Origin of the sequence: Bradyrhizobium sp. YCK136, assembly GCF_044570075.1 — a bacterium.
Taxonomy (GTDB): Bacteria; Pseudomonadota; Alphaproteobacteria; order Rhizobiales; family Xanthobacteraceae; genus Bradyrhizobium; species Bradyrhizobium diazoefficiens.
Genome location: NZ_CP172424.1, coordinates 3,380,045 through 3,396,890, shown reverse-complemented (window position 1 = coordinate 3,396,890; position 16,846 = coordinate 3,380,045). Strand labels below are relative to the sequence as shown.

The 16,846-nt window shown below is 64.6% G+C and carries 15 protein-coding genes, 2 tRNA genes and 2 pseudogenes; 9 read left to right on the top strand and 10 right to left on the bottom strand.

The window, feature by feature from the left end; all coding sequences use genetic code 11:
• Positions 1-191 precede the first annotated feature (191 nt).
• Positions 192-1,430, bottom strand: coding sequence for an MFS transporter (locus ACFLEY_RS15985; protein ID WP_211433765.1), 1,239 nt, complete (start codon positions 1,428-1,430; stop codon positions 192-194).
• Between the two features lie 161 nt (positions 1,431-1,591).
• On the opposite strand from ACFLEY_RS15985, the gene ACFLEY_RS15980 reads away from it, so the two are divergent.
• On the top strand, positions 1,592-2,842 hold the full coding sequence (locus ACFLEY_RS15980; RefSeq protein ID WP_060908094.1) for a NupC/NupG family nucleoside CNT transporter: 1,251 nt from the start codon (positions 1,592-1,594) through the stop codon (positions 2,840-2,842).
• 150 nt (positions 2,843-2,992) lie between these two features.
• On the opposite strand, the gene ACFLEY_RS15975 is transcribed toward ACFLEY_RS15980, so the two are convergent.
• Positions 2,993-3,520: a cupin domain-containing protein gene (locus tag ACFLEY_RS15975; protein WP_060908095.1), complete on the bottom strand. Its 528-nt coding sequence runs from the start codon at positions 3,518-3,520 to the stop codon at positions 2,993-2,995.
• Positions 3,521-3,737: 217 nt separating this feature from the next.
• On the opposite strand from ACFLEY_RS15975, the gene ACFLEY_RS15970 reads away from it, so the two are divergent.
• Both ACFLEY_RS15970 and ACFLEY_RS15965 read left to right on the top strand, forming a co-directional pair.
• Positions 3,738-4,259, top strand: coding sequence for a tetratricopeptide repeat protein (locus tag ACFLEY_RS15970; protein WP_396604688.1), 522 nt, complete (start codon positions 3,738-3,740; stop codon positions 4,257-4,259).
• Positions 4,234-5,862 carry a tetratricopeptide repeat protein gene (locus tag ACFLEY_RS15965; protein ID WP_396604687.1) on the top strand — a complete coding sequence of 543 codons (1,629 nt, stop codon included), beginning with the start codon at positions 4,234-4,236 and terminating at the stop codon, positions 5,860-5,862. Before ACFLEY_RS15970 ends, ACFLEY_RS15965 begins: the two co-directional genes overlap by 26 nt.
• Before the next feature lie 8 nt (positions 5,863-5,870).
• On the opposite strand, the gene ACFLEY_RS15960 is transcribed toward ACFLEY_RS15965, so the two are convergent.
• On the bottom strand, positions 5,871-6,158 hold the full coding sequence (locus tag ACFLEY_RS15960; protein WP_011088370.1) for an usg protein: 288 nt from the start codon (positions 6,156-6,158) through the stop codon (positions 5,871-5,873).
• Positions 6,159-6,536: 378 nt separating this feature from the next.
• Between ACFLEY_RS15960 and ACFLEY_RS15955 the strand changes: the two genes are divergently transcribed.
• Together ACFLEY_RS15955 and groL are read left to right on the top strand one after the other, a co-directional pair.
• A complete protein-coding gene (locus ACFLEY_RS15955; protein ID WP_011088371.1) occupies positions 6,537-6,851 on the top strand; it encodes a co-chaperone GroES in 315 nt (104 codons plus the stop codon).
• A 42-nt stretch (positions 6,852-6,893) separates the two neighbouring features.
• A complete protein-coding gene (gene groL, locus ACFLEY_RS15950; RefSeq protein ID WP_011088372.1) occupies positions 6,894-8,534 on the top strand; it encodes a chaperonin GroEL in 1,641 nt (546 codons plus the stop codon).
• Between the two features lie 179 nt (positions 8,535-8,713).
• Here the strand turns inward: groL and ACFLEY_RS15945 are convergent, their stop codons facing one another.
• The 7 genes from ACFLEY_RS15945 to ACFLEY_RS15915 all read right to left on the bottom strand — a co-directional run bounded on the left by ACFLEY_RS15945 (position 8,714) and on the right by ACFLEY_RS15915 (position 13,073).
• Positions 8,714-9,001: a GIY-YIG nuclease family protein gene (locus tag ACFLEY_RS15945; protein ID WP_011088373.1), complete on the bottom strand. Its 288-nt coding sequence runs from the start codon at positions 8,999-9,001 to the stop codon at positions 8,714-8,716.
• Between the two features lie 64 nt (positions 9,002-9,065).
• A complete protein-coding gene (gene lepB / locus ACFLEY_RS15940; RefSeq protein WP_011088374.1) occupies positions 9,066-9,812 on the bottom strand; it encodes a signal peptidase I in 747 nt (248 codons plus the stop codon).
• A gap of 163 nt (positions 9,813-9,975) precedes the next feature.
• On the bottom strand, positions 9,976-11,127 hold the full coding sequence (locus tag ACFLEY_RS15935) for a slipin family protein (protein ID WP_038967581.1): 1,152 nt from the start codon (positions 11,125-11,127) through the stop codon (positions 9,976-9,978).
• Between the two features lie 339 nt (positions 11,128-11,466).
• Positions 11,467-11,532, bottom strand: a tRNA-Asn gene (locus ACFLEY_RS15930).
• Positions 11,533-11,536: 4 nt separating this feature from the next.
• Positions 11,537-11,606: transfer RNA gene (locus ACFLEY_RS15925), tRNA-Phe, on the bottom strand.
• Between the two features lie 203 nt (positions 11,607-11,809).
• Positions 11,810-12,097, bottom strand: a complete 288-nt coding sequence (locus ACFLEY_RS15920) for a GIY-YIG nuclease family protein (RefSeq protein ID WP_060908096.1) — start codon at positions 12,095-12,097, stop codon at positions 11,810-11,812.
• Between the two features lie 142 nt (positions 12,098-12,239).
• Complete coding sequence (locus ACFLEY_RS15915) at positions 12,240-13,073, bottom strand: LysR family transcriptional regulator (protein ID WP_028175438.1); 834 nt, start codon at positions 13,071-13,073, stop codon at positions 12,240-12,242.
• A 128-nt stretch (positions 13,074-13,201) separates the two neighbouring features.
• On the opposite strand from ACFLEY_RS15915, the pseudogene ACFLEY_RS15910 reads away from it, so the two are divergent.
• The 4 genes and pseudogenes from ACFLEY_RS15910 to ACFLEY_RS15895 all read left to right on the top strand — a co-directional run bounded on the left by ACFLEY_RS15910 (position 13,202) and on the right by ACFLEY_RS15895 (position 16,807).
• Positions 13,202-13,794 (top strand): annotated as a pseudogene (locus ACFLEY_RS15910) (cysteine hydrolase family protein).
• Between the two features lie 12 nt (positions 13,795-13,806).
• A pseudogene (locus ACFLEY_RS15905) lies at positions 13,807-14,440 on the top strand (glutathione binding-like protein).
• Positions 14,441-14,550: 110 nt separating this feature from the next.
• On the top strand, positions 14,551-15,900 hold the full coding sequence (locus ACFLEY_RS15900; protein ID WP_211433766.1) for a caspase family protein: 1,350 nt from the start codon (positions 14,551-14,553) through the stop codon (positions 15,898-15,900).
• An 82-nt stretch (positions 15,901-15,982) separates the two neighbouring features.
• Positions 15,983-16,807: an SDR family NAD(P)-dependent oxidoreductase gene (locus ACFLEY_RS15895; protein WP_060908099.1), complete on the top strand. Its 825-nt coding sequence runs from the start codon at positions 15,983-15,985 to the stop codon at positions 16,805-16,807.
• Positions 16,808-16,846 lie beyond the last annotated feature (39 nt).

Below are 16,846 nucleotides of genomic sequence, written 5' to 3'. Positions count from 1 at the left end.
AACCCCATGCACAGTAGGCGTCAAGGGGCGCCAGCAGGCGGTCAGCCGTGGGGGTGACGTGAACTAAAGCCCCGCGCTGCCTCCACAATCGTCATTGCGAGCGCAGCGAAGCAATCCAGACTGCCTCCGCGGTGAGATTCTGGATTGCTTCGTCGCAAGGGCTCCTCGCAATGACGTGGAGAGAGCGGAGTCTACTCCAGGCTCTCCACCCGCCGCAGGGTCGGAAACAGCTTCATCCAGAGCAGCGCCACCGCGACCGTGCAGACGCCGCCGAACACTGCCGCCGGCATAGCGCCGAGCAGCGCGGCTGCCACTCCGCTCTCGAACTGGCCGAGCTGGTTGGAGGCGTTGATGAAGAGGAAATTCACCGCGCCGACGCGGCCGCGCATCTCGTCGGGCGTTGAGAGCTGCACCAGCGAGAAGCGGATCACGACGCTGATCGTGTCGGCGGCGCCGAGGATCGCGAGCGACAGCACCGACAGCCACATCCATGACGACAGCGCGAACACGATGGTCGCGATGCCGAACACGATCACGGCCTGGAACATGCGCAGGCCCACATGCCGCGAGATGGCGTGGCGCGCCAGCACCATGGTCATCAGCAGTGCGCCAACTGCCGGCGCGGCGCGCAACACGCCGAGCCCGATCGGGCCGGTCTGGAGGATATCGCGGGCATAGATCGGCAACAGCGCGGTGACGCCGCCGAACAGCACCGCGAACAGGTCGAGCGAGATGGTGCCGAGGATCGCCGGATTGCTCCGGATGAAGCGAACACCGGCGAAGATGTTGTCGGCGTCCGTGCCCTCCTTGGCGACCGCCTGCGGGCGCGGCCGGATGAAACCGGTCAGGATCATCCCGAGAATCCAGAACAGCAGCATCACGGCATAGGCAAGATGCGGCGCGACCGCGTAGGCAAAACCGCCGAGCGCGGGACCCGTGATGGTCGCGACCTGCCCCGCACCGCTCGCGACGGCCGTTGCCCGCTGGAGCGAGCCCTGCGGCGCGATCAGCGGCAGCAGCGCCGCGGTGGTCGGGCTTTCGAAGGCGCCGGCAATGCCGAGCACGAAGGTCGCGATGAAGATCTGCACTTCGCTGACTGCGCCGAGATAGGTGATGATTGCGAGATAGAGCGCGGTCGCGGCCTCCACGAGCTGGCAGAGCTGGACCACGCGCTTGCGCTCGAAGCGGTCGGCGGCGTGGCCGGCGACGAACACGAGCAGCGCGGTGGGCAGGAACTGCACGAGGCCGACCATGCCGAGGTCGAAGGCCGAGCCGGTGAGGTCGTAGATCTGCCAGCCGATCGCGACCGCCGCGATCTGGCTGGAAAAGCGCGACAGGCTGCGCGAGAGCAGGAAGAACAGGAAGGCGCGGTGGGAGAGGAGCACGCCGGCGCTGACCGGCGGATTTTCGGATATTGGCTGCTCTGGCATCGCCTTTTGGGTCACCCTCGGACCGCTCGCCCCCTTGACGTCGACATGCCCCCGCGTGACTGAGGCGGGCCGGCTTGTCAACAGCCGGGCGTTTCCCGCATGTCCCGGCATTGCGTTTGCAACGCACGCGCGGCCATAATCACAGAGGGTTTGGGGACATCATGCTGCGGCTGCAATCGGCACTCGGCATTTTCGCATTGCTGCTGATCGCGTGGGCGTTGGCAGAGAATCGCCGCGCGGTCTCGCTGCGCCAGGCGGCGATCGGCCTTGTCATGACCTTCGTCACCGCGGCCGTGCTCCTGAAGCTGCCGGCCGTCGCCCATGCCTTCGGCGCCATCAACGACGCGGTCGGCGCGATCTCGGCGGCCTCGCGCGCCGGCTCCTCCTTCGTGTTCGGCTATGTCGGCGGCGGTCCCCTGCCCTTCGACCTGAAGGTACCGGGCGCCGATTTCATCCTGGCGTTCCAGGCGCTGCCGATCGTGCTGGTGATGAGCGTGCTGACGACGCTGCTGTTCTATTGGCGGGTTCTGCCGCCGATCGTGCGCGGCATGGCCTGGCTGCTCGAACGCACGCTCGGCGTCGGCGGCGCGGTGGGCTTGTCGACCGCGGCCAACATCTTCCTCGGCATGGTCGAGGCGCCGCTGTTCGTGCGGCCGTATCTGGCACAGATGACACGCAGCGAATTGTTCCTGGTGATGACCGGCGGCATGGCCGGCATCGCCGGCACGGTGCTGGTGCTCTACGCCACGCTCCTTGCTCCCCTCATCCCCGACGCCGCCGCGCATTTCGTCATCGCCTCGGTGCTGGGCGCGCCGGCCGCGATCCTTGTGAGCCTGATCATGGTGCCGGAGACGTCGGACAAGCGCACCGGCGGCGCGCTGGAGGATCCCGAGATGGCGGTCTCCGGCACGATGGATGCGATCGTGAAGGGCACCGGCGCCGGGATTGAGCTGCTGATCAACATCATTGCGATGCTGCTGGTGCTGGTGGCGCTGGTCTACCTCGTCAACGCCATCCTCGGCCTGCTGCCGCACATCGGCGGCGCGGCGATCTCGTTGCAGCGCCTGCTGGGCCTTGTGATGGCGCCGGTGTGCTGGCTGATGGGATTGCCCTGGGATCAGGCGGTGACGGCCGGCAGCCTGATGGGCACCAAAACCGTGCTCAACGAACTGATCGCCTATGTCGACCTGTCGAAGCTCGCGCCGGAGGCGCTGGACGCACGCTCGCGCCTGATCATGCTCTACGCGATGTGCGGCTTCGCCAACTTCGCCAGCCTCGGCATCATGATCGGCGGCCTAGGGGTGATGGCGCCGGAGCGCCGCGAGGAGATCAACGCGCTCGGGCTGAAGTCGATCGTGTCGGGGACGCTGACGACGTGCTTGATGGGAGCGGTGGTGGGGGTGTTGGCGTAAGTCTCTCCACCGTCATTCCGGGGCGCGACGAAGTCGCGAGCCCGGAATCCATTTCGCCACGCGTGATGAGGTACGATGGATTCCGGGTTCGCGCCAAGAGGCGCGCCCCGGAATGTCGAGAGAAGGGTGCAGCGTCTCCGACGGAGCGCCCTACGCCTTCAGCTCCACCGTCTTGAACTCCGCCGGCAAAATCACCTCCAGCAGTTCCACGTCGTCCGAGTAATCCAGGATCATGTGCTTGATCTTCGGCGGCTGGGTCCAGGCGCTGCCCTCCTTCATCAGCGTCTCGCCCTCGCCTTCCATGTAGGTCTTCACCCAGCCCTTGAGCACGTAGACCATCTGGAATTCGACGTCGTGGAAGTGAAGCTTCGAGACTTCTGCGGGATTGCAGGGGCCCTGCAGCCGGATCACGTGCGCTTGCGCGAGGCCGTGGCTTGCTTCGGCGATACCGAGGTCGCGGTACTTCGCGTAGGCGCGCAGGCCATCGGCCTTGAAGTCTTCCTCGCGGTGATGACTGATCGCGATGCGCTGCTTCGGACGTACGGGCTTCTTCGGAGAGGCTGTGCGCGCCTTCGCCTTGACCGCCTTGCGTGCCGAGGATCGCGCCGCGGCCTTGGTGCCGCTCCGCTTTTTCGCCGCGGCCTTCGTTGCGGGTCTTGATGCCTTTTGCTTGGCCATTGTCTGCCTCCCTGATCTGAGCCGCGCCCGCCGGATGGGTGCAACCGGACGGCAGATTAGCCAGTCCTGGACGAGGCAGCAATTGCAGGGCTTGGATCAGCAGCGCGATAATGGGATCGTTCGTAGCTTGTCCGAAGCTGTCGTCGCGAACGGCCGTCGTCTCGTATTCGTTCCCTCGCCGATTTAATCTCGCCGGGAGATTCTGGGGGATTGATTCATGAGCAACAGCGTAGGTCAGCGTGCATTTCAAAATGCCCGGCTTCAGAAGCGGCAGAAAGCCGATGTGCTGCCGTTGCTCGGGCAGGCCCTCCAGCTGCACAAGCAAGGGCTTCTCGCCCAGGCCCAGGCTGCCTACCGCCAGGTTCTGCAGCTGGCGCCCGACCAATTCATCGCGCTGCATATGCTCGGTAGCTTGGAGTCAGATACCAAAAACTATCAGCAGGCCGAAATTCTGCTGAGCCGGGCGGTTGCAGTGGATCCGCGATCTGCCGATGCTCACATGAGCCGAGGCGTCGCGCTGAACGGGCTACGACGTCACGGTGAGGCCTGTGAGAGCTATCGAAGGGCCCTCGCCTTGCGCCCCAACTTCGCCGTAGCCCTGTCCAATCTCGGTAACGCGAGCGTGACCCTCGATCTTCAGGAAGCGCTCGCATGCTTCGACAAGGCTCGCAATCGACGGAAACCTTGCCGAAGCCCACAACGGCCGGGGCTGGGTGCTCTGCCGTCTGCGCAATTATGACGAGGCCATCGCCAGCTTGAACCGCGCGCTAGCGATCAAGCCCGCCTATGCCTCGGCGCTGGCGAACCGCGCCCTCGCTTTGCAGGAGCTTCTGCGGATTGACGAAGCCATGGCGGATTGCAATCAGGCAATCGCCGTGGAGCCCAACGATATGAACGGGTGGCTCGGGCGCGCCAGTGTCTGGCTCCAGGTCCAGCACATGGCCGAAGCACTGCACGATAGCGAGAAAGCGATCGCTGTCGATCCCGATGCTGTTCAAGCTCACCTGGTACGGGGCATTTGTCTTGCCGCACTTGGGCGGGTCGACGAAGCCCTGGCCAGTTACGACAGAGCCCTTGAAATCGAGCCTGACTTCCCGAGCGCGATCTCCAACAAGATATTCACGCTCGATTTCGCGGCGGATGCCAGCGTCGAGCAGCATCAGCGAGCGCGGCAAGTCTGGTGGGAGCGGATCGGCGCGAAGTTCGCCTCAGAAGCGGCGAGACCGCACGACAACAGCCGCGATCCGGATCGCCCCCTGGTGCTCGGCTATGTCTCGTCGGATTTCAACGCGCATTCGGCCGCGTTCATATTCAAGCCGGTCCTGCAATACCGTGACCGGGCACAATTCGAGATCGTATGCTACTCTTGTTCGTCGAAAGTGGATGCGGCGACCGACGAATTTCAAAAGATCGCCGATCGCTGGCGCGACGCCTCGCAATGGAGCGACGATCGCCTCGCCGCCGAGATCCGCGCCGATGGCGTCGATATCCTGATCGATCTATCCGGCCACACCAAAGGAAACCGCCTCGGCGTGTTTGCGCGCAAGCCGGCGCCGATCCAGGCCCATGGCTGGGGTCACGGCACCGGCACCGGGCTGCCGACGATCGATTATCTGTTCTCCGACCCGGTCGCGATTCCTGCCGCGGTCCGGCATCTGTTTGCGGAAACCGTTGTCGACCTGCCGTGCTTTGTGACGCTGGAGCCGCTGCCGATCGAGCTTGCGCGGGCGTCAACGCCGGCGATCTCGAACGGCTTCGTCACATTCGGTGTCTTCAACCGCATCAGCAAGATTTCGGACCAGGCCGCGCAGGCCTGGTCCCGGATTCTCGAGCGGGTGCCGGGGTCACGACTGCTGATCAAGGATGTTGCGCTGGACGATCAACTGGTCCGCGACAATCTGCTGGCGAGGCTTGCAACTTGCGGAGTGCCGGCCGAACGCGTCGATCTGCTCGGAACCACCTTGCGAGTCGATCATCTGGCATCGTTCAATCGCGTCGATATTGCCCTCGACCCGTTCCCGCAGAATGGCGGCGTCAGCACGTTGGAAGCCTTGCAGATGGGCGTGCCCGTGGTGGCGAAGCTCGGGAACAGTCTGCCCAGCCGTGCCGCCGGCTCCATCCTCACCGCGCTTGGCCTGCCGGACTGGGTTACGGACAGCGAGGAGGCATATGTCGACATCGCGGTGAGCCGCGCGACTGAGATCGACGACCTCGACAAATTGCGCCGCGAGTTGCCCGGACAGGTCAGGGCTGCGCCCGCCTGCAACCCGGTCGCCTACGCGCAAGCGGCGGACGAGGCCTATCGCGCGATGTGGAAGCGCTATTGCAGCAGCGACGCCTGATCGCTGCGTCAATGCAGCCTGAACACGCCGTCCACCGCACGTAGCTCGGCCGGCTTGATCAGCTTGGAATGCGCGACGGTGACCGAATAGAGGGGACCGTCGAGCTTTTGCTGCCAGAACGCCAGGAAATCGGTCAGCGCCGGGAATTTCGGGAAGAGATCGTAGTTCTGCCAGACATAGGTCTGAAGCAGCGAAGGATGATCCGGCATCCGATAGAGAATTTCAGCCGTCGTCAGCCCGTAACCCAGCACCTGTTTCCGGAAGTCGTCGGAAACAACCCCAACCCGCGAGACCATGCCAACCTCCTTTGCAGGAGCGCATTCAGGGGTGGCTTGATCCGGTACGCTGCTTACGAGCCACCCGGTGGAGATGCGCTCACATGAGAGAAATGTGACGCAAACTGATAATCCATCTCAAGCCCAAAAGTTTAACAAGCTGTTGAAATTCAATGCGTTAGCAGCAGAGACGGCTCCGTGCTAATACGGTCCGGCGGACGGTTAACGATGGGAAAGAGATTCTGGCAGCCGGGCCTTCCGAGTGCTTATTTTTCTGCTAGAAGCCCTTGCCCCCGCAAAATTCCTGTCCTATTTCAGCCTCACCCGTGCTAGCACTCGCGGGCACAGACTGCTAACAATCTGAAATCATCAACCCGAGCAATTGCTTAGGAGGACTGCATGAAATTCCGTCCGCTTCACGACCGCGTCGTGGTCAAGCGCATCGACGCAGAAGAGAAGACCGCTGGCGGCATCATCATTCCCGACACTGCCAAGGAAAAGCCCTCCCAGGGCGAAGTCGTCGCCGTCGGCCCCGGTGGCCGCGACGAAGCCGGCAAGCTGATCCCGATCGACCTGAAGGTCGGCGACCGCGTGCTGTTCGGCAAGTGGTCCGGCACCGAGGTCAAGATCGACAGCGTCGATCTCTTGATCATGAAGGAAAGCGACATCATGGGCGTCCTCGACGTCCCCGCTTCCAAGAAGAAGGCGGCCTAAGAGCCCCCTCTCGCCCCCAGCCAACCTCAAGGAAAAATCCAGATGGCAGCTAAAGAAGTCAAATTCTCGGTTGATGCGCGCGACAAGATGCTGCGCGGCGTCGACATTCTCGCCAACGCGGTGAAGGTCACGCTCGGTCCGAAGGGCCGCAACGTCGTGCTCGACAAGTCGTTCGGCGCTCCCCGCATCACCAAGGACGGCGTCACCGTCGCCAAGGAGATCGAGCTCGAGGACAAGTTCGAGAACATGGGCGCGCAGATGGTGCGCGAAGTCGCCTCCAAGTCCGCTGATGCGGCCGGCGACGGCACCACCACCGCGACCGTGCTCGCCCAGGCGATCGTGCGCGAAGGCGCCAAGTCGGTTGCCGCCGGCATGAACCCGATGGACCTCAAGCGCGGTATCGACCTCGCGGTCGAAGCCGTCGTTGCGGACCTCGTCAAAAACTCCAAGAAGGTCACCTCGAACGACGAGATCGCCCAGGTCGGCACCATCTCGGCCAACGGCGACGCGGAGATCGGCAAGTTCCTGGCCGACGCCATGAAGAAGGTCGGCAACGAGGGTGTCATCACCGTCGAGGAAGCCAAGTCGCTCGAGACCGAGCTCGACGTCGTCGAGGGTATGCAGTTCGACCGCGGCTACATCTCGCCCTACTTCGTCACCAACGCCGACAAGATGCGCGTTGAGATGGACGACGCCTACATCCTCATCAACGAGAAGAAGCTCTCCTCGCTGAACGAGCTGCTGCCGCTGCTCGAGGCCGTGGTGCAGACCGGCAAGCCGCTGGTCATCGTCGCCGAGGACGTCGAGGGTGAAGCCCTCGCGACCCTGGTCGTGAACCGTCTGCGCGGTGGTCTGAAGGTCGCGGCCGTCAAGGCTCCGGGCTTCGGCGATCGCCGCAAGGCCATGCTGCAGGACATCGCGATCCTGACCGGCGGCCAGGCGATCTCGGAAGATCTCGGCATCAAGCTCGAGAACGTCACGCTCAACATGCTCGGTCGCGCCAAGAAGGTGATGATCGACAAGGAGAACACCACGATCGTCAACGGCGCCGGCAAGAAGGCCGACATCGAGGCGCGCGTGTCCCAGATCAAGGCGCAGATCGAGGAAACCACCTCGGACTACGACCGTGAGAAGCTCCAGGAGCGTCTCGCCAAGCTCGCTGGCGGCGTCGCGGTGATCCGCGTCGGCGGCGCGACCGAGGTCGAGGTGAAGGAGCGCAAGGATCGCGTTGATGACGCGATGCATGCGACCCGCGCGGCTGTGGAAGAAGGCATCGTCCCGGGCGGCGGCGTCGCTCTGCTCCGTGCTTCCGAGCAGCTCAAGGGCTTGCGCACCAAGAACGACGACCAGAAGACCGGCGTCGAGATCGTGCGCAAGGCGCTGTCGGCTCCCGCTCGCCAGATCGCGATCAACGCCGGTGAAGACGGCTCGGTGATCGTCGGCAAGATCCTGGAGAACAAGACGTACGCCTACGGCTTCGACTCCCAGACCGGCGAGTACGTCAACCTGGTCACCAAGGGCATTATCGACCCGACCAAGGTGGTCCGCACCGCGATCCAGAACGCAGCCTCGGTTGCGGCCCTGCTGATCACCACGGAAGCCATGGTCGCCGAGCTGCCCAAGAAGGGCGGCGCCGGCCCCGCGATGCCTCCGGGCGGCGGCATGGGCGGCATGGACTTCTAAGCGACGAAGTCGTCCCGGACGCGGTGCAGCGCGAAGCGATGCACCGCAGATCCGGGATCTCGCTCTACAAATACGAAGCCCCGGCAGCGATGCCGGGGTTTTTGTTTGTGGCGCAACTCTCCCCACCTCGTCATTCCGGGGCGCGCGAAGCGCGAGCCCGGAATCCATAACCACGAACCTTAGTTGGCTATCCCGGAATAGAGATCATCCCAACTCGGGTTATGCTCCTCGATCAAGCGCGTCTTCCAATCCCGACGCCACTTCTTGAGCTCCTTCTCGCGTGCGATGGCGCTCGCGGGTTCGTCGTAGATCTCGAACAAGACGAGCTTGTCGACGCCATACTTCGTCGTGAAGCCGGGGACGGCTTTGCTCCTGTGCTCGTAGACACGGCGCACGAGATCATTGGTCACGCCAATGTAGAGCGCGCCGTGCTTCCTGCTCGCGAGGATGTAGACGTAGTAGGCCATTCCATCCGCCTGGGGTTATGGATTCCGGGATCGTCGCTTCGCGACGCCCCGGAATGACAGCACCTCACCACACCTTCCCCATCCGCTCGCCTCGCAAGCGGCCGTCGGCGTCGAGCGACCAGAATATCCGCGTCACCTTGCCGACGAGATGGTCCATCGGGACGAAGCCCATCGCCGACATCATGCGGCTGTCGGTGGAGTTGTCTCTGTTATCGCCGAGCGCGAAGAAATGGCCCGGCGGCACCGTGTAGACGCTGGTGTTGTCGAGGTAGCCATTGTCGACGCAATCGTAGGTCACATAGCTCGCGCCGTTCGGCAGCGTCTCGCGCCAGCGCTTGATCTTCGTGCCGTCGTCGGTCCCGCAGACGGCCCCGCCCGCCACGCTCGCCAGCGCGACGCGGGTCACCGGCCTGTCGTTGAGGACGAGTTGCCCACCGCGCATCTGGACCCGGTCGCCCGGCAGCGCCACCACACGCTTGACGTAGTCCACCGAGGCGTCCTTCGCCGTGCGAAACACGACGACGTCGCCGTAGCCGGGATCGGCGGCAAAGAAACGGCCCGAGATCCAGGATGGCGCATAGGGAAACGAATAGCGGTCGTAGCCGTAGGCCGATTTTGCGGCGAAGACGTAGTCGCCGACCATCAGCGTCGGCGCCATCGAATTGGAGGGGATGTTGAACGGCTGGTACAGGAAGAAGCGAAACAGGAACGGCGGCGACCACAGCACCGGAATCAACAGGACCAGGATGACGATCGCCTTCCATTCCCGCGATTGCGCCGAGGGGCGGATCGTTTGCTCAAGAGTGGTCATGGGCCTGCCCTGATCAAGACCGTGATCGTCATCGTGAGATTACGCAACCCTTGCGGGCGCGCAATCCCCTCGCAGGATTTTGGTCGCACGGGCCCGCTTGCGCGTTCACCGCGACAGAGGACAACGCAGATGTGAGGGGCCGCCCGTGGGCGGCCCCTCTGCTTCACGCGCTCTCGGGCGCCTTCAGGCGCACGAGCCGGGTCAGGAGGGCATCGAGGCCCTCGCCGTTGCCGGCATGGAGGTCGATGCGGCCGACCTTCTCGACCAGCCGCTCCAGCGACTCCAGCTCCTTGAGCCGCAGCAGCAGGGGGTTCTCCTCCATCAGGCGGGCGGTGTTCAGGAGCGAACGCGTTGCCGCGGTCTCCTCCTGCCGGCGGATCAGGTTCGCCTTCGCGACCCGCTCCGCCTCCACCACCTTGTTCACCAGCTCCCGGATCTCGCCGGGCAGGATCACGTCCTTGACGCCGAGCTCGGTCACCTCGACGCCAGACTCCGCGATGCGTGCACGCACATAGTCGCGCAGCTCCGCATCCAGCGCCGCCTTCGCAGACAGCACCTCGTCCAGCGTCCGGCCGGCGACCGCCTCGCGGATCGCGAACTGCACCAGGCGGTACAGCCACGCATCCACGTCGGGAACGGTCGCAACCGTGCGCTCGGGATCGACGATCCGGCGGAACGCCGTCAGCGTCACCCGCAGCGCGATGCGATCCTTGGTCAGCATCTCCTGCGCGGTGATCTCGACCGCCTGGGGCCGCAGGTCGAGGCGCTTCACCTCGATCTTGCGGCCGACGGTCCAGAAGGCGTGCCGGCCGGGCGCAAGCCGCTCCACGAGCCGGCCCTCGACGTAGAGCAGGCCCGCCTCGTGGTTCTCGACCACCGCTTCCATCACGACGGTCGAGCGGTTGCGCTCGATCATGGTCAGGTGCCGCGCGCTAACCTTGGGATCGGCGGACACATCGATGCGCTCGACATCGATGCGGGTCGCGACCTTCCAGTAGACACGCACCTGCCAGGGCGTCATCAGATGCACGGGCCGGCCGTCGAGGCTGACGATGGCGATCTCGTCCGCCTTGGTCTCGACCGCCTCGAACAGCTCGGCGGCGAGATCAGGCCGCGCGGCCTTCAGCACCGCGTAGCGATCCGCAGAGAATTCGCTGCGAACCACGTCGAGCACCTCGGCCTTCAGCTCGTGCAGGGGATCGAACAGCCGGTGCTTGCCGGGCGCGAGCACGCGCACGAGCTGCCCGTTGCGCGTCAGCAACGCACGCTCGCCATCCTTCACCGTCACGTTCAGCATCAGCAAATGCCAGGTCATGGCACGCCTCCTTCATGTTGCCTCCGGCCGAAGGCGGCCGGACAGCGGGCTTCGTCAGCAAAGGACGTGAGGACGCGGACGACGCTTCCCGGGAAATCGGCGGGCCTGGGCTTAAGCTTGCGTGACGGCGGGCGCACGCGCGCGATCGCTCGACGCGTGTCGAGCGGTCATGCGGAGCCACCCGGCATCGGCGCAAGCGGTATCTACCCGCGGCGCAAAGCCGGTCTCACAGTGTCTAGGTTCGGACGGAAAGCCTTTCGGCAAAACGGCCGGACTGCGACTGAAGCGCGCGTCCGGTCCTCGTCAGAGGTGTCAGTTTTTCAGGCTGACCCGGAGCGATGGAGCGGGAATCGAACCCGCGACAAGATGATTAACAGTCATCTGCTCTAACCAACTGAGCTATCCTTTGTGCAAGAGACCGGAATCGAACCGATGCCTTCGGGCGTTCAGCCCAACGCTCTCCATGAGCTACGTCCTGCGTTTCTCCTTCATTCGGCGGAACACGAAACCGGAGACCGGCCCGCGCCAGTCGGGATCTCAGAGAGCCCGAACCCATGGCCTAGCGAAGGAGCGGGCTAATAGACGAGGCAGGTTCGGGTTGCAAGGGGGTGGTTAAAGATTTTTCCATTCGTCATTCCGGGGCGCGGCGAAGCCGCGAGCCCGGAATCCATAACCACAAGCCCTAACTGGAGATGCCGCTGTAGAGATCATCCCAATTCGGATTCTGTTCATCGATCAATCGCGTCTTCCAATCCCGCCGCCATTTCTTGAGCTCTTTCTCGCGAGCGATTGCGCTTACCGGGTCATCGAAAATCTCAAACAGAACCAGCTTGTCGACCCCGTATCGCTTCGTGAATCCCGGGACGACCTTGGTCTTGTGCTCGTGGACGCGTCGCACAAGGTCACTCGTTACGCCAATGTACAGCGTGCCGTATTTCTTACTTGCCAGGATGTAGACGTAGTACGCCATTCCATCTGCCTGTGGTTATGGATTCCGGGCTCGGCGCTTCGCGCCGCCCCGGAATGACGACCGGATGTTAGGGGCAGGCGAAGATAGTTTCAACCAACGGATGTGCAGCCACATTTTGCCATCGCGAGATCGAAGCGTGACGTCAACTGCGCGACATCTCCTGGAAACACGCTCTCACCCAGTCGATCGTCACGCGCGTTGCGGCGTCGCGCTTGAGGTGGTTTTGCACGAGCAGCCAGACGTCGCGCCGCTTCGGCAGCAGCGTGGCGCGCAGGCGGCGATCGCCGAGCAGGTCCGTGCAAACATGCTCCGGCAACACGCCGGCGGCCTGATGCGCGCGGATCAGGTTACGGATGACGCGAACGTTGTCGGTGACGCAGCGCGCGCGGGCTTGCTTCATTCGCAGGAATTGCATCTCGGGAATGGCACCGAGCTCGTCCGGATAGGCGCACAGCATCGGCTCGCCCTCGGTCGTAACAGGCTCGAAATAATAGAGCTTGACGTCGCCGAGCCTGGAGATCGCGAAGTCACCCTTGTCGGGTTTGCGCAGCCGGATGGCGAGATCGGCCTCCCAGCGCGAGAACTTGACGTTCTCGCTCGAGGTAAGGAATTGCAGCGTCAGGCCGGGATTGGCGCGCAGGAAGTCGCTCGCGCGCGGCGACAGCACCTCCTCGGCGACCGTGTTGGTGGAGGCGATGCGCAGGCGTCCCACCGGACCTGCCAGGCTCTCGCCGACGCGACCGATCTCGGCGGCATGTGCGGCCATCGCCTCGACATGCGCCAGCACCGCCTCGCAACTCCGCGTCGGCCTGCGGACGCCGTCGGCGGCCTCGAACAGGCGCAAACCGAGCGCACGCTCGATGCGCGACAGCCTGCGCCCGACCGTCGTCTCGTCGATGCGCAGCCGCGCGCTGGCGCCCGCGTAGGTGCCTTCGTCCCTGACGGCAGCGATGATGCGCAGATCGTCCCAGTTCATTGTTTGAGGTTATACCGGCCGGGCGCAGCCTGCAATATTGCAGCCACCCGCTGCAATATCCCTGCATATCGGCAGGCACTCCCGGGGCTATGTTCGCAGCGCCTTTTGCCCCGGAGATTTCCAAGACCATGACGACCGCAAAGACCCTGCTGCAGCTCGCCGGTGCCGATCTCAACCCGCCGCGTCTTGGCGACGCCGCGCTGGTGCTGATCGATATCCGAACGAATATCTCGCAGGCCCTCTCGCGTTGCCCGACGCCCGCGCTGCGATCGCGCGGGCGGCTGCGCTCCTGGCGCGGGCACGCGAGAGCGGAGCCGCGATCATCCATATTGCCCATCGCGGCAAGGCCGGCAGCCTGTTCGATCGCGGCACCGAGCGCGGCGCCATCGTCGCCGAGCTAAGCCCCCGTGCCGGCGAGCTGGTGATCGAGAAGGAGTTGTCGAATGCGTTTGCCGGCACGGATTTGCAGGCGCGCCTTGCCGCAACCGACAGGAAGAACATCGTACTGGCCGGCTTCATGACGCATATGTGCGTCAGCTCCACGGCGCGCGCCGCGCTCGACCTCGGCTTTCGTACGACCATCGACGCCGACGCCTGCGCCACGCGCGACCTGCCCGACGGCCGCGGCGGCACGCTGGACGCCCGGACCATCCACGAGGTTGCACTCGCCGAGCTATCCGACCGTTTCGCGATCATCGCGCGCGGCGACGCGCTGAAATAACGGAGCAACGCGATGCTGCAACTCTATTTCTCGCCGATGGCCTGCTCGCTCGCGAGCCGCATCGCGCTGATGGAAGCCGGCCTCGATGCGCACTATCGTCAGGTGCATCTCTTGACGAAGAAGGTCGTGCACGACGACAGCGACTTCCACCTCGCCGAAGGGCGCGGTGCCGGTCCTGGTCCTGGAGAACGGCGAACGGCTGACCGAGAGCGCGGCGGTGCTGCAATACATCGCCGATCCGAAGCCGGAGACGGGGCTCGCGCCGCGGTTCGCCGATCCCGATCGCTATCGCCTCCAGGAATGGCTGAGCTTCATCGACGCCGAGATCCACAAGGCGTTCCTGTTTCCGACCTTCTGGTACAAGGACGACGGCTCGCTCGCCAAGCCGCGTGCACGCATCGCGCAGACATTGTCGGTACCTGCCGCGCACCTTGCGGGCCGCGAATTCCTCGTCGGTCACAGCTTCACCGTCGCGGATGCCCACCTCACCTGGGCCTTGCTGCTGCTTCGTCCCGCAGGGGTCGACATCGCGCAATGGCCATCCCTGTCGGCCTATCTCGAACGCATGCAGGCGCGGCCCGCCGTGAGGGAGGCGATCGCAACCGAGATGGCGCTGCGCAAGACCGTGGCGGCGAACCCGGCGTGACAGGATGTCACGGCCGGCAAAATTGACGGTTCCATAGCGAGGCCATTGATGCCGGCGCGACATGCGCTAATCTGGAGGGATATTTTTCGATATTTCCCTGGAAGGCATTCATGCGTGCTCCTTCTGGAATTTTGCCTCGATTTTTCCTGGCCCTCCTCGCCTGCTGGCTGTGCCTGGGTCCCGCATCGGCGGAAACGCGGGTCGCCCTGGTGATCGGCAACGGCGCCTATGCCTCGACGGCGCAGCTTCCCAACCCGCCGCACGATGCCGAAGACGTAGCAAGCTCGCTCAGGCGCAGCGGTTTCGAGGTGCTGGAGGGTATCGACCTGCGCCAGGCCGACATGCAGGACCTGACCATCCGCTTCGCGCGCGCGGCGAGCCGGGCCGACGTCGCCATGTTCTACTACAGCGGCCATGCGATGCAGTACAACGGCGTGAACTACCTGATGCCTGTTGACGCCGTGCTGACCGACGAAGCCGACCTGAAACGCTTCGTGCGGGTCGACGACATCGTGAACGACCTGCAACAGGCCAAGAACCTGCGCATCCTGGTGCTCGATTCCTGCCGCGACAATCCGCTGGCGGAAAGCCTCAAGCGCTCCGCGACTCGCGCCGCCTCGCTCGGACGCGGTCTGTCGAAGGTCGAAGCGCCGCGCGGCACGATCGTGTCGTTCTCGACGCAATCAGGGCAGGTCGCCGCCGATGGCACCGGTCGCAACAGCCCCTACACGACGGCGTTCCTGAAGCACATCGAGGAGCCGCAGGAGATCGGCGACGTATTTCGCGACATCAGCAGCGACGTCTATGACGCCAGCGGCAAGACCCAGCTGCCGGAGCTGTCGCTCTCGATCATCGGCAAGTTCTACCTGAACGGGCCGGTGGCGGTCACGGTCGCGCCGGCGGCCCCGCAAGCCGCGCCGCGGCTCGATCCCTGCGCCGCCGCGGAGGCCCATTGGAAGGCTGCGGATGGCATCGGTACGCTGGGTGCCTACGAAGACCATCTCGCCCGATTTCCGAATTGCATCTTCGCAACCCTCGCCAAGGCGCGAATTGAAGGCCTGAAACAGAAGACGGCGCTTGCGCCGGCGGCCGGCAACGCCCGAACCGGCGGCAGCAAGGACTTCGACGGCAACTGGGACGTGACGTTGAACTGCCAGGCGACCGGCAAGGCGCAGGGCTTCACCAGGCCTCTGTCCGCCACCGTTGCGAACGGCGTGTTCCACGCCGAGGCTCAGAGCCTGAACGGCGTCAACCGGCTGGAGATCGATGGTCAGATCCCGCCGGACGGCAAGACGACATTGAGCGCGCGCGGCACGACAGGGGCGAGCACTTACACCCTCAATAACCTGCCGCCCGGCTCGCCCTACGCCTTTACGGTCGATGCGCAGTTCGAACGCACCCGCGGCAGCGGCAAGCGCAACGAGGCGCGTGCCTGCAACCTGGTTTTCGTCAAACGCTGATCGTGCGATATCGCGCAGTGCAGGCGAAGGCGATCGGCCTCGATCCCGCAGCGGACTGACACCTCACGACAGGAAGAAGATCATGACGTCGCATGACAGGGCGAAGGTTTTGGCAGGAAAGACTGCGCTGGTGACCGGGGCGGGGCGCGGGCTCGGTCGCGCCTTTGCGGAGAAGCTTGCCGCGCTCGGCGCCGACGTCGCCATCCACGGCATGCGCGAGAACGGGCCGGCGGAATATGGCGAGGGTACCACCCTCACCGCGGTCGCCGCGGAGATCGGCCGGCAATTCGGTGTCCGCACCCGGCGCGTGCTCGGCGATCTCACCAAGGGTGAGGACATCGCGCGTGTGATAGCCGAGACAGAAGACGCGCTCGGACCGATCGACATCCTGGTGCACAACGCCGGCGGCGACATCGCAGCCGCCGGCGGCAAGCCGGATCCGAACGACGCGGTGAATATCAAGGAGGCCGATGTGCGCGCGGTGCTGGAGCGCAATCTGCTCTCGACCATCCTGACCTGCCAGGCGGTCGCGCGCGGCATGATGGAGCGGCGCCGCGGCCGCATCGTCACGCTTGGCTCGGTCGCCGCCTTCAAGGGGCGCACCAACGGTGCGATCTATGCGGTGTCGAAGGCCGGCGTGACCCACTACACGCGATGCCTGGCCGACCAGCTCCGCCCCTACGACATCGCCGTCAACTGCATCGCACCGGGCGATACCCGCACCGGCCGCTTCCTCGGCACGCGCGCGGTGGACCCTGACCGGATGGTCGAGACCGGCACGCTCGACCGCATCGCGACCGTTGACGAGGTCGCGCGCGTCGTCGAATTCTTCGCCGGTCCCATGGGCGCGTTCGTCTCCGGCCAGGTCCTCAGGATCGACGGCGGCGGACAGTGCTGGCCGGGCTGAAGCGCGTCCACAACGCAGGACAAAGAAAAGGGCCGCTGC

Excerpts from the sequence above, each read along its gene's own strand:
- ACFLEY_RS15985 (WP_211433765.1), bottom strand. The coding sequence starts at position 1,430 with ATGCCAGAGCAGCCAATATCCGAAAATCCGCCGGTCAGCGCCGGCGTG.
- ACFLEY_RS15980 (WP_060908094.1), top strand. The coding sequence starts at position 1,592 with ATGCTGCGGCTGCAATCGGCACTCGGCATTTTCGCATTGCTGCTGATC.
- ACFLEY_RS15975 (WP_060908095.1), bottom strand. The coding sequence starts at position 3,520 with ATGGCCAAGCAAAAGGCATCAAGACCCGCAACGAAGGCCGCGGCGAAA.
- ACFLEY_RS15970 (WP_396604688.1), top strand. The coding sequence starts at position 3,738 with ATGAGCAACAGCGTAGGTCAGCGTGCATTTCAAAATGCCCGGCTTCAG.
- ACFLEY_RS15960 (WP_011088370.1), bottom strand. The coding sequence starts at position 6,158 with ATGGTCTCGCGGGTTGGGGTTGTTTCCGACGACTTCCGGAAACAGGTG.
- ACFLEY_RS15955 (WP_011088371.1), top strand. The coding sequence starts at position 6,537 with ATGAAATTCCGTCCGCTTCACGACCGCGTCGTGGTCAAGCGCATCGAC.
- groL (WP_011088372.1), top strand. The coding sequence starts at position 6,894 with ATGGCAGCTAAAGAAGTCAAATTCTCGGTTGATGCGCGCGACAAGATG.
- ACFLEY_RS15945 (WP_011088373.1), bottom strand. The coding sequence starts at position 9,001 with ATGGCCTACTACGTCTACATCCTCGCGAGCAGGAAGCACGGCGCGCTC.
- lepB (WP_011088374.1), bottom strand. The coding sequence starts at position 9,812 with ATGACCACTCTTGAGCAAACGATCCGCCCCTCGGCGCAATCGCGGGAA.
- ACFLEY_RS15935 (WP_038967581.1), bottom strand. The coding sequence starts at position 11,127 with ATGACCTGGCATTTGCTGATGCTGAACGTGACGGTGAAGGATGGCGAG.
- ACFLEY_RS15920 (WP_060908096.1), bottom strand. The coding sequence starts at position 12,097 with ATGGCGTACTACGTCTACATCCTGGCAAGTAAGAAATACGGCACGCTG.
- ACFLEY_RS15915 (WP_028175438.1), bottom strand. The coding sequence starts at position 13,073 with ATGAACTGGGACGATCTGCGCATCATCGCTGCCGTCAGGGACGAAGGC.
- ACFLEY_RS15900 (WP_211433766.1), top strand. The coding sequence starts at position 14,551 with ATGCGTGCTCCTTCTGGAATTTTGCCTCGATTTTTCCTGGCCCTCCTC.
- ACFLEY_RS15895 (WP_060908099.1), top strand. The coding sequence starts at position 15,983 with ATGACGTCGCATGACAGGGCGAAGGTTTTGGCAGGAAAGACTGCGCTG.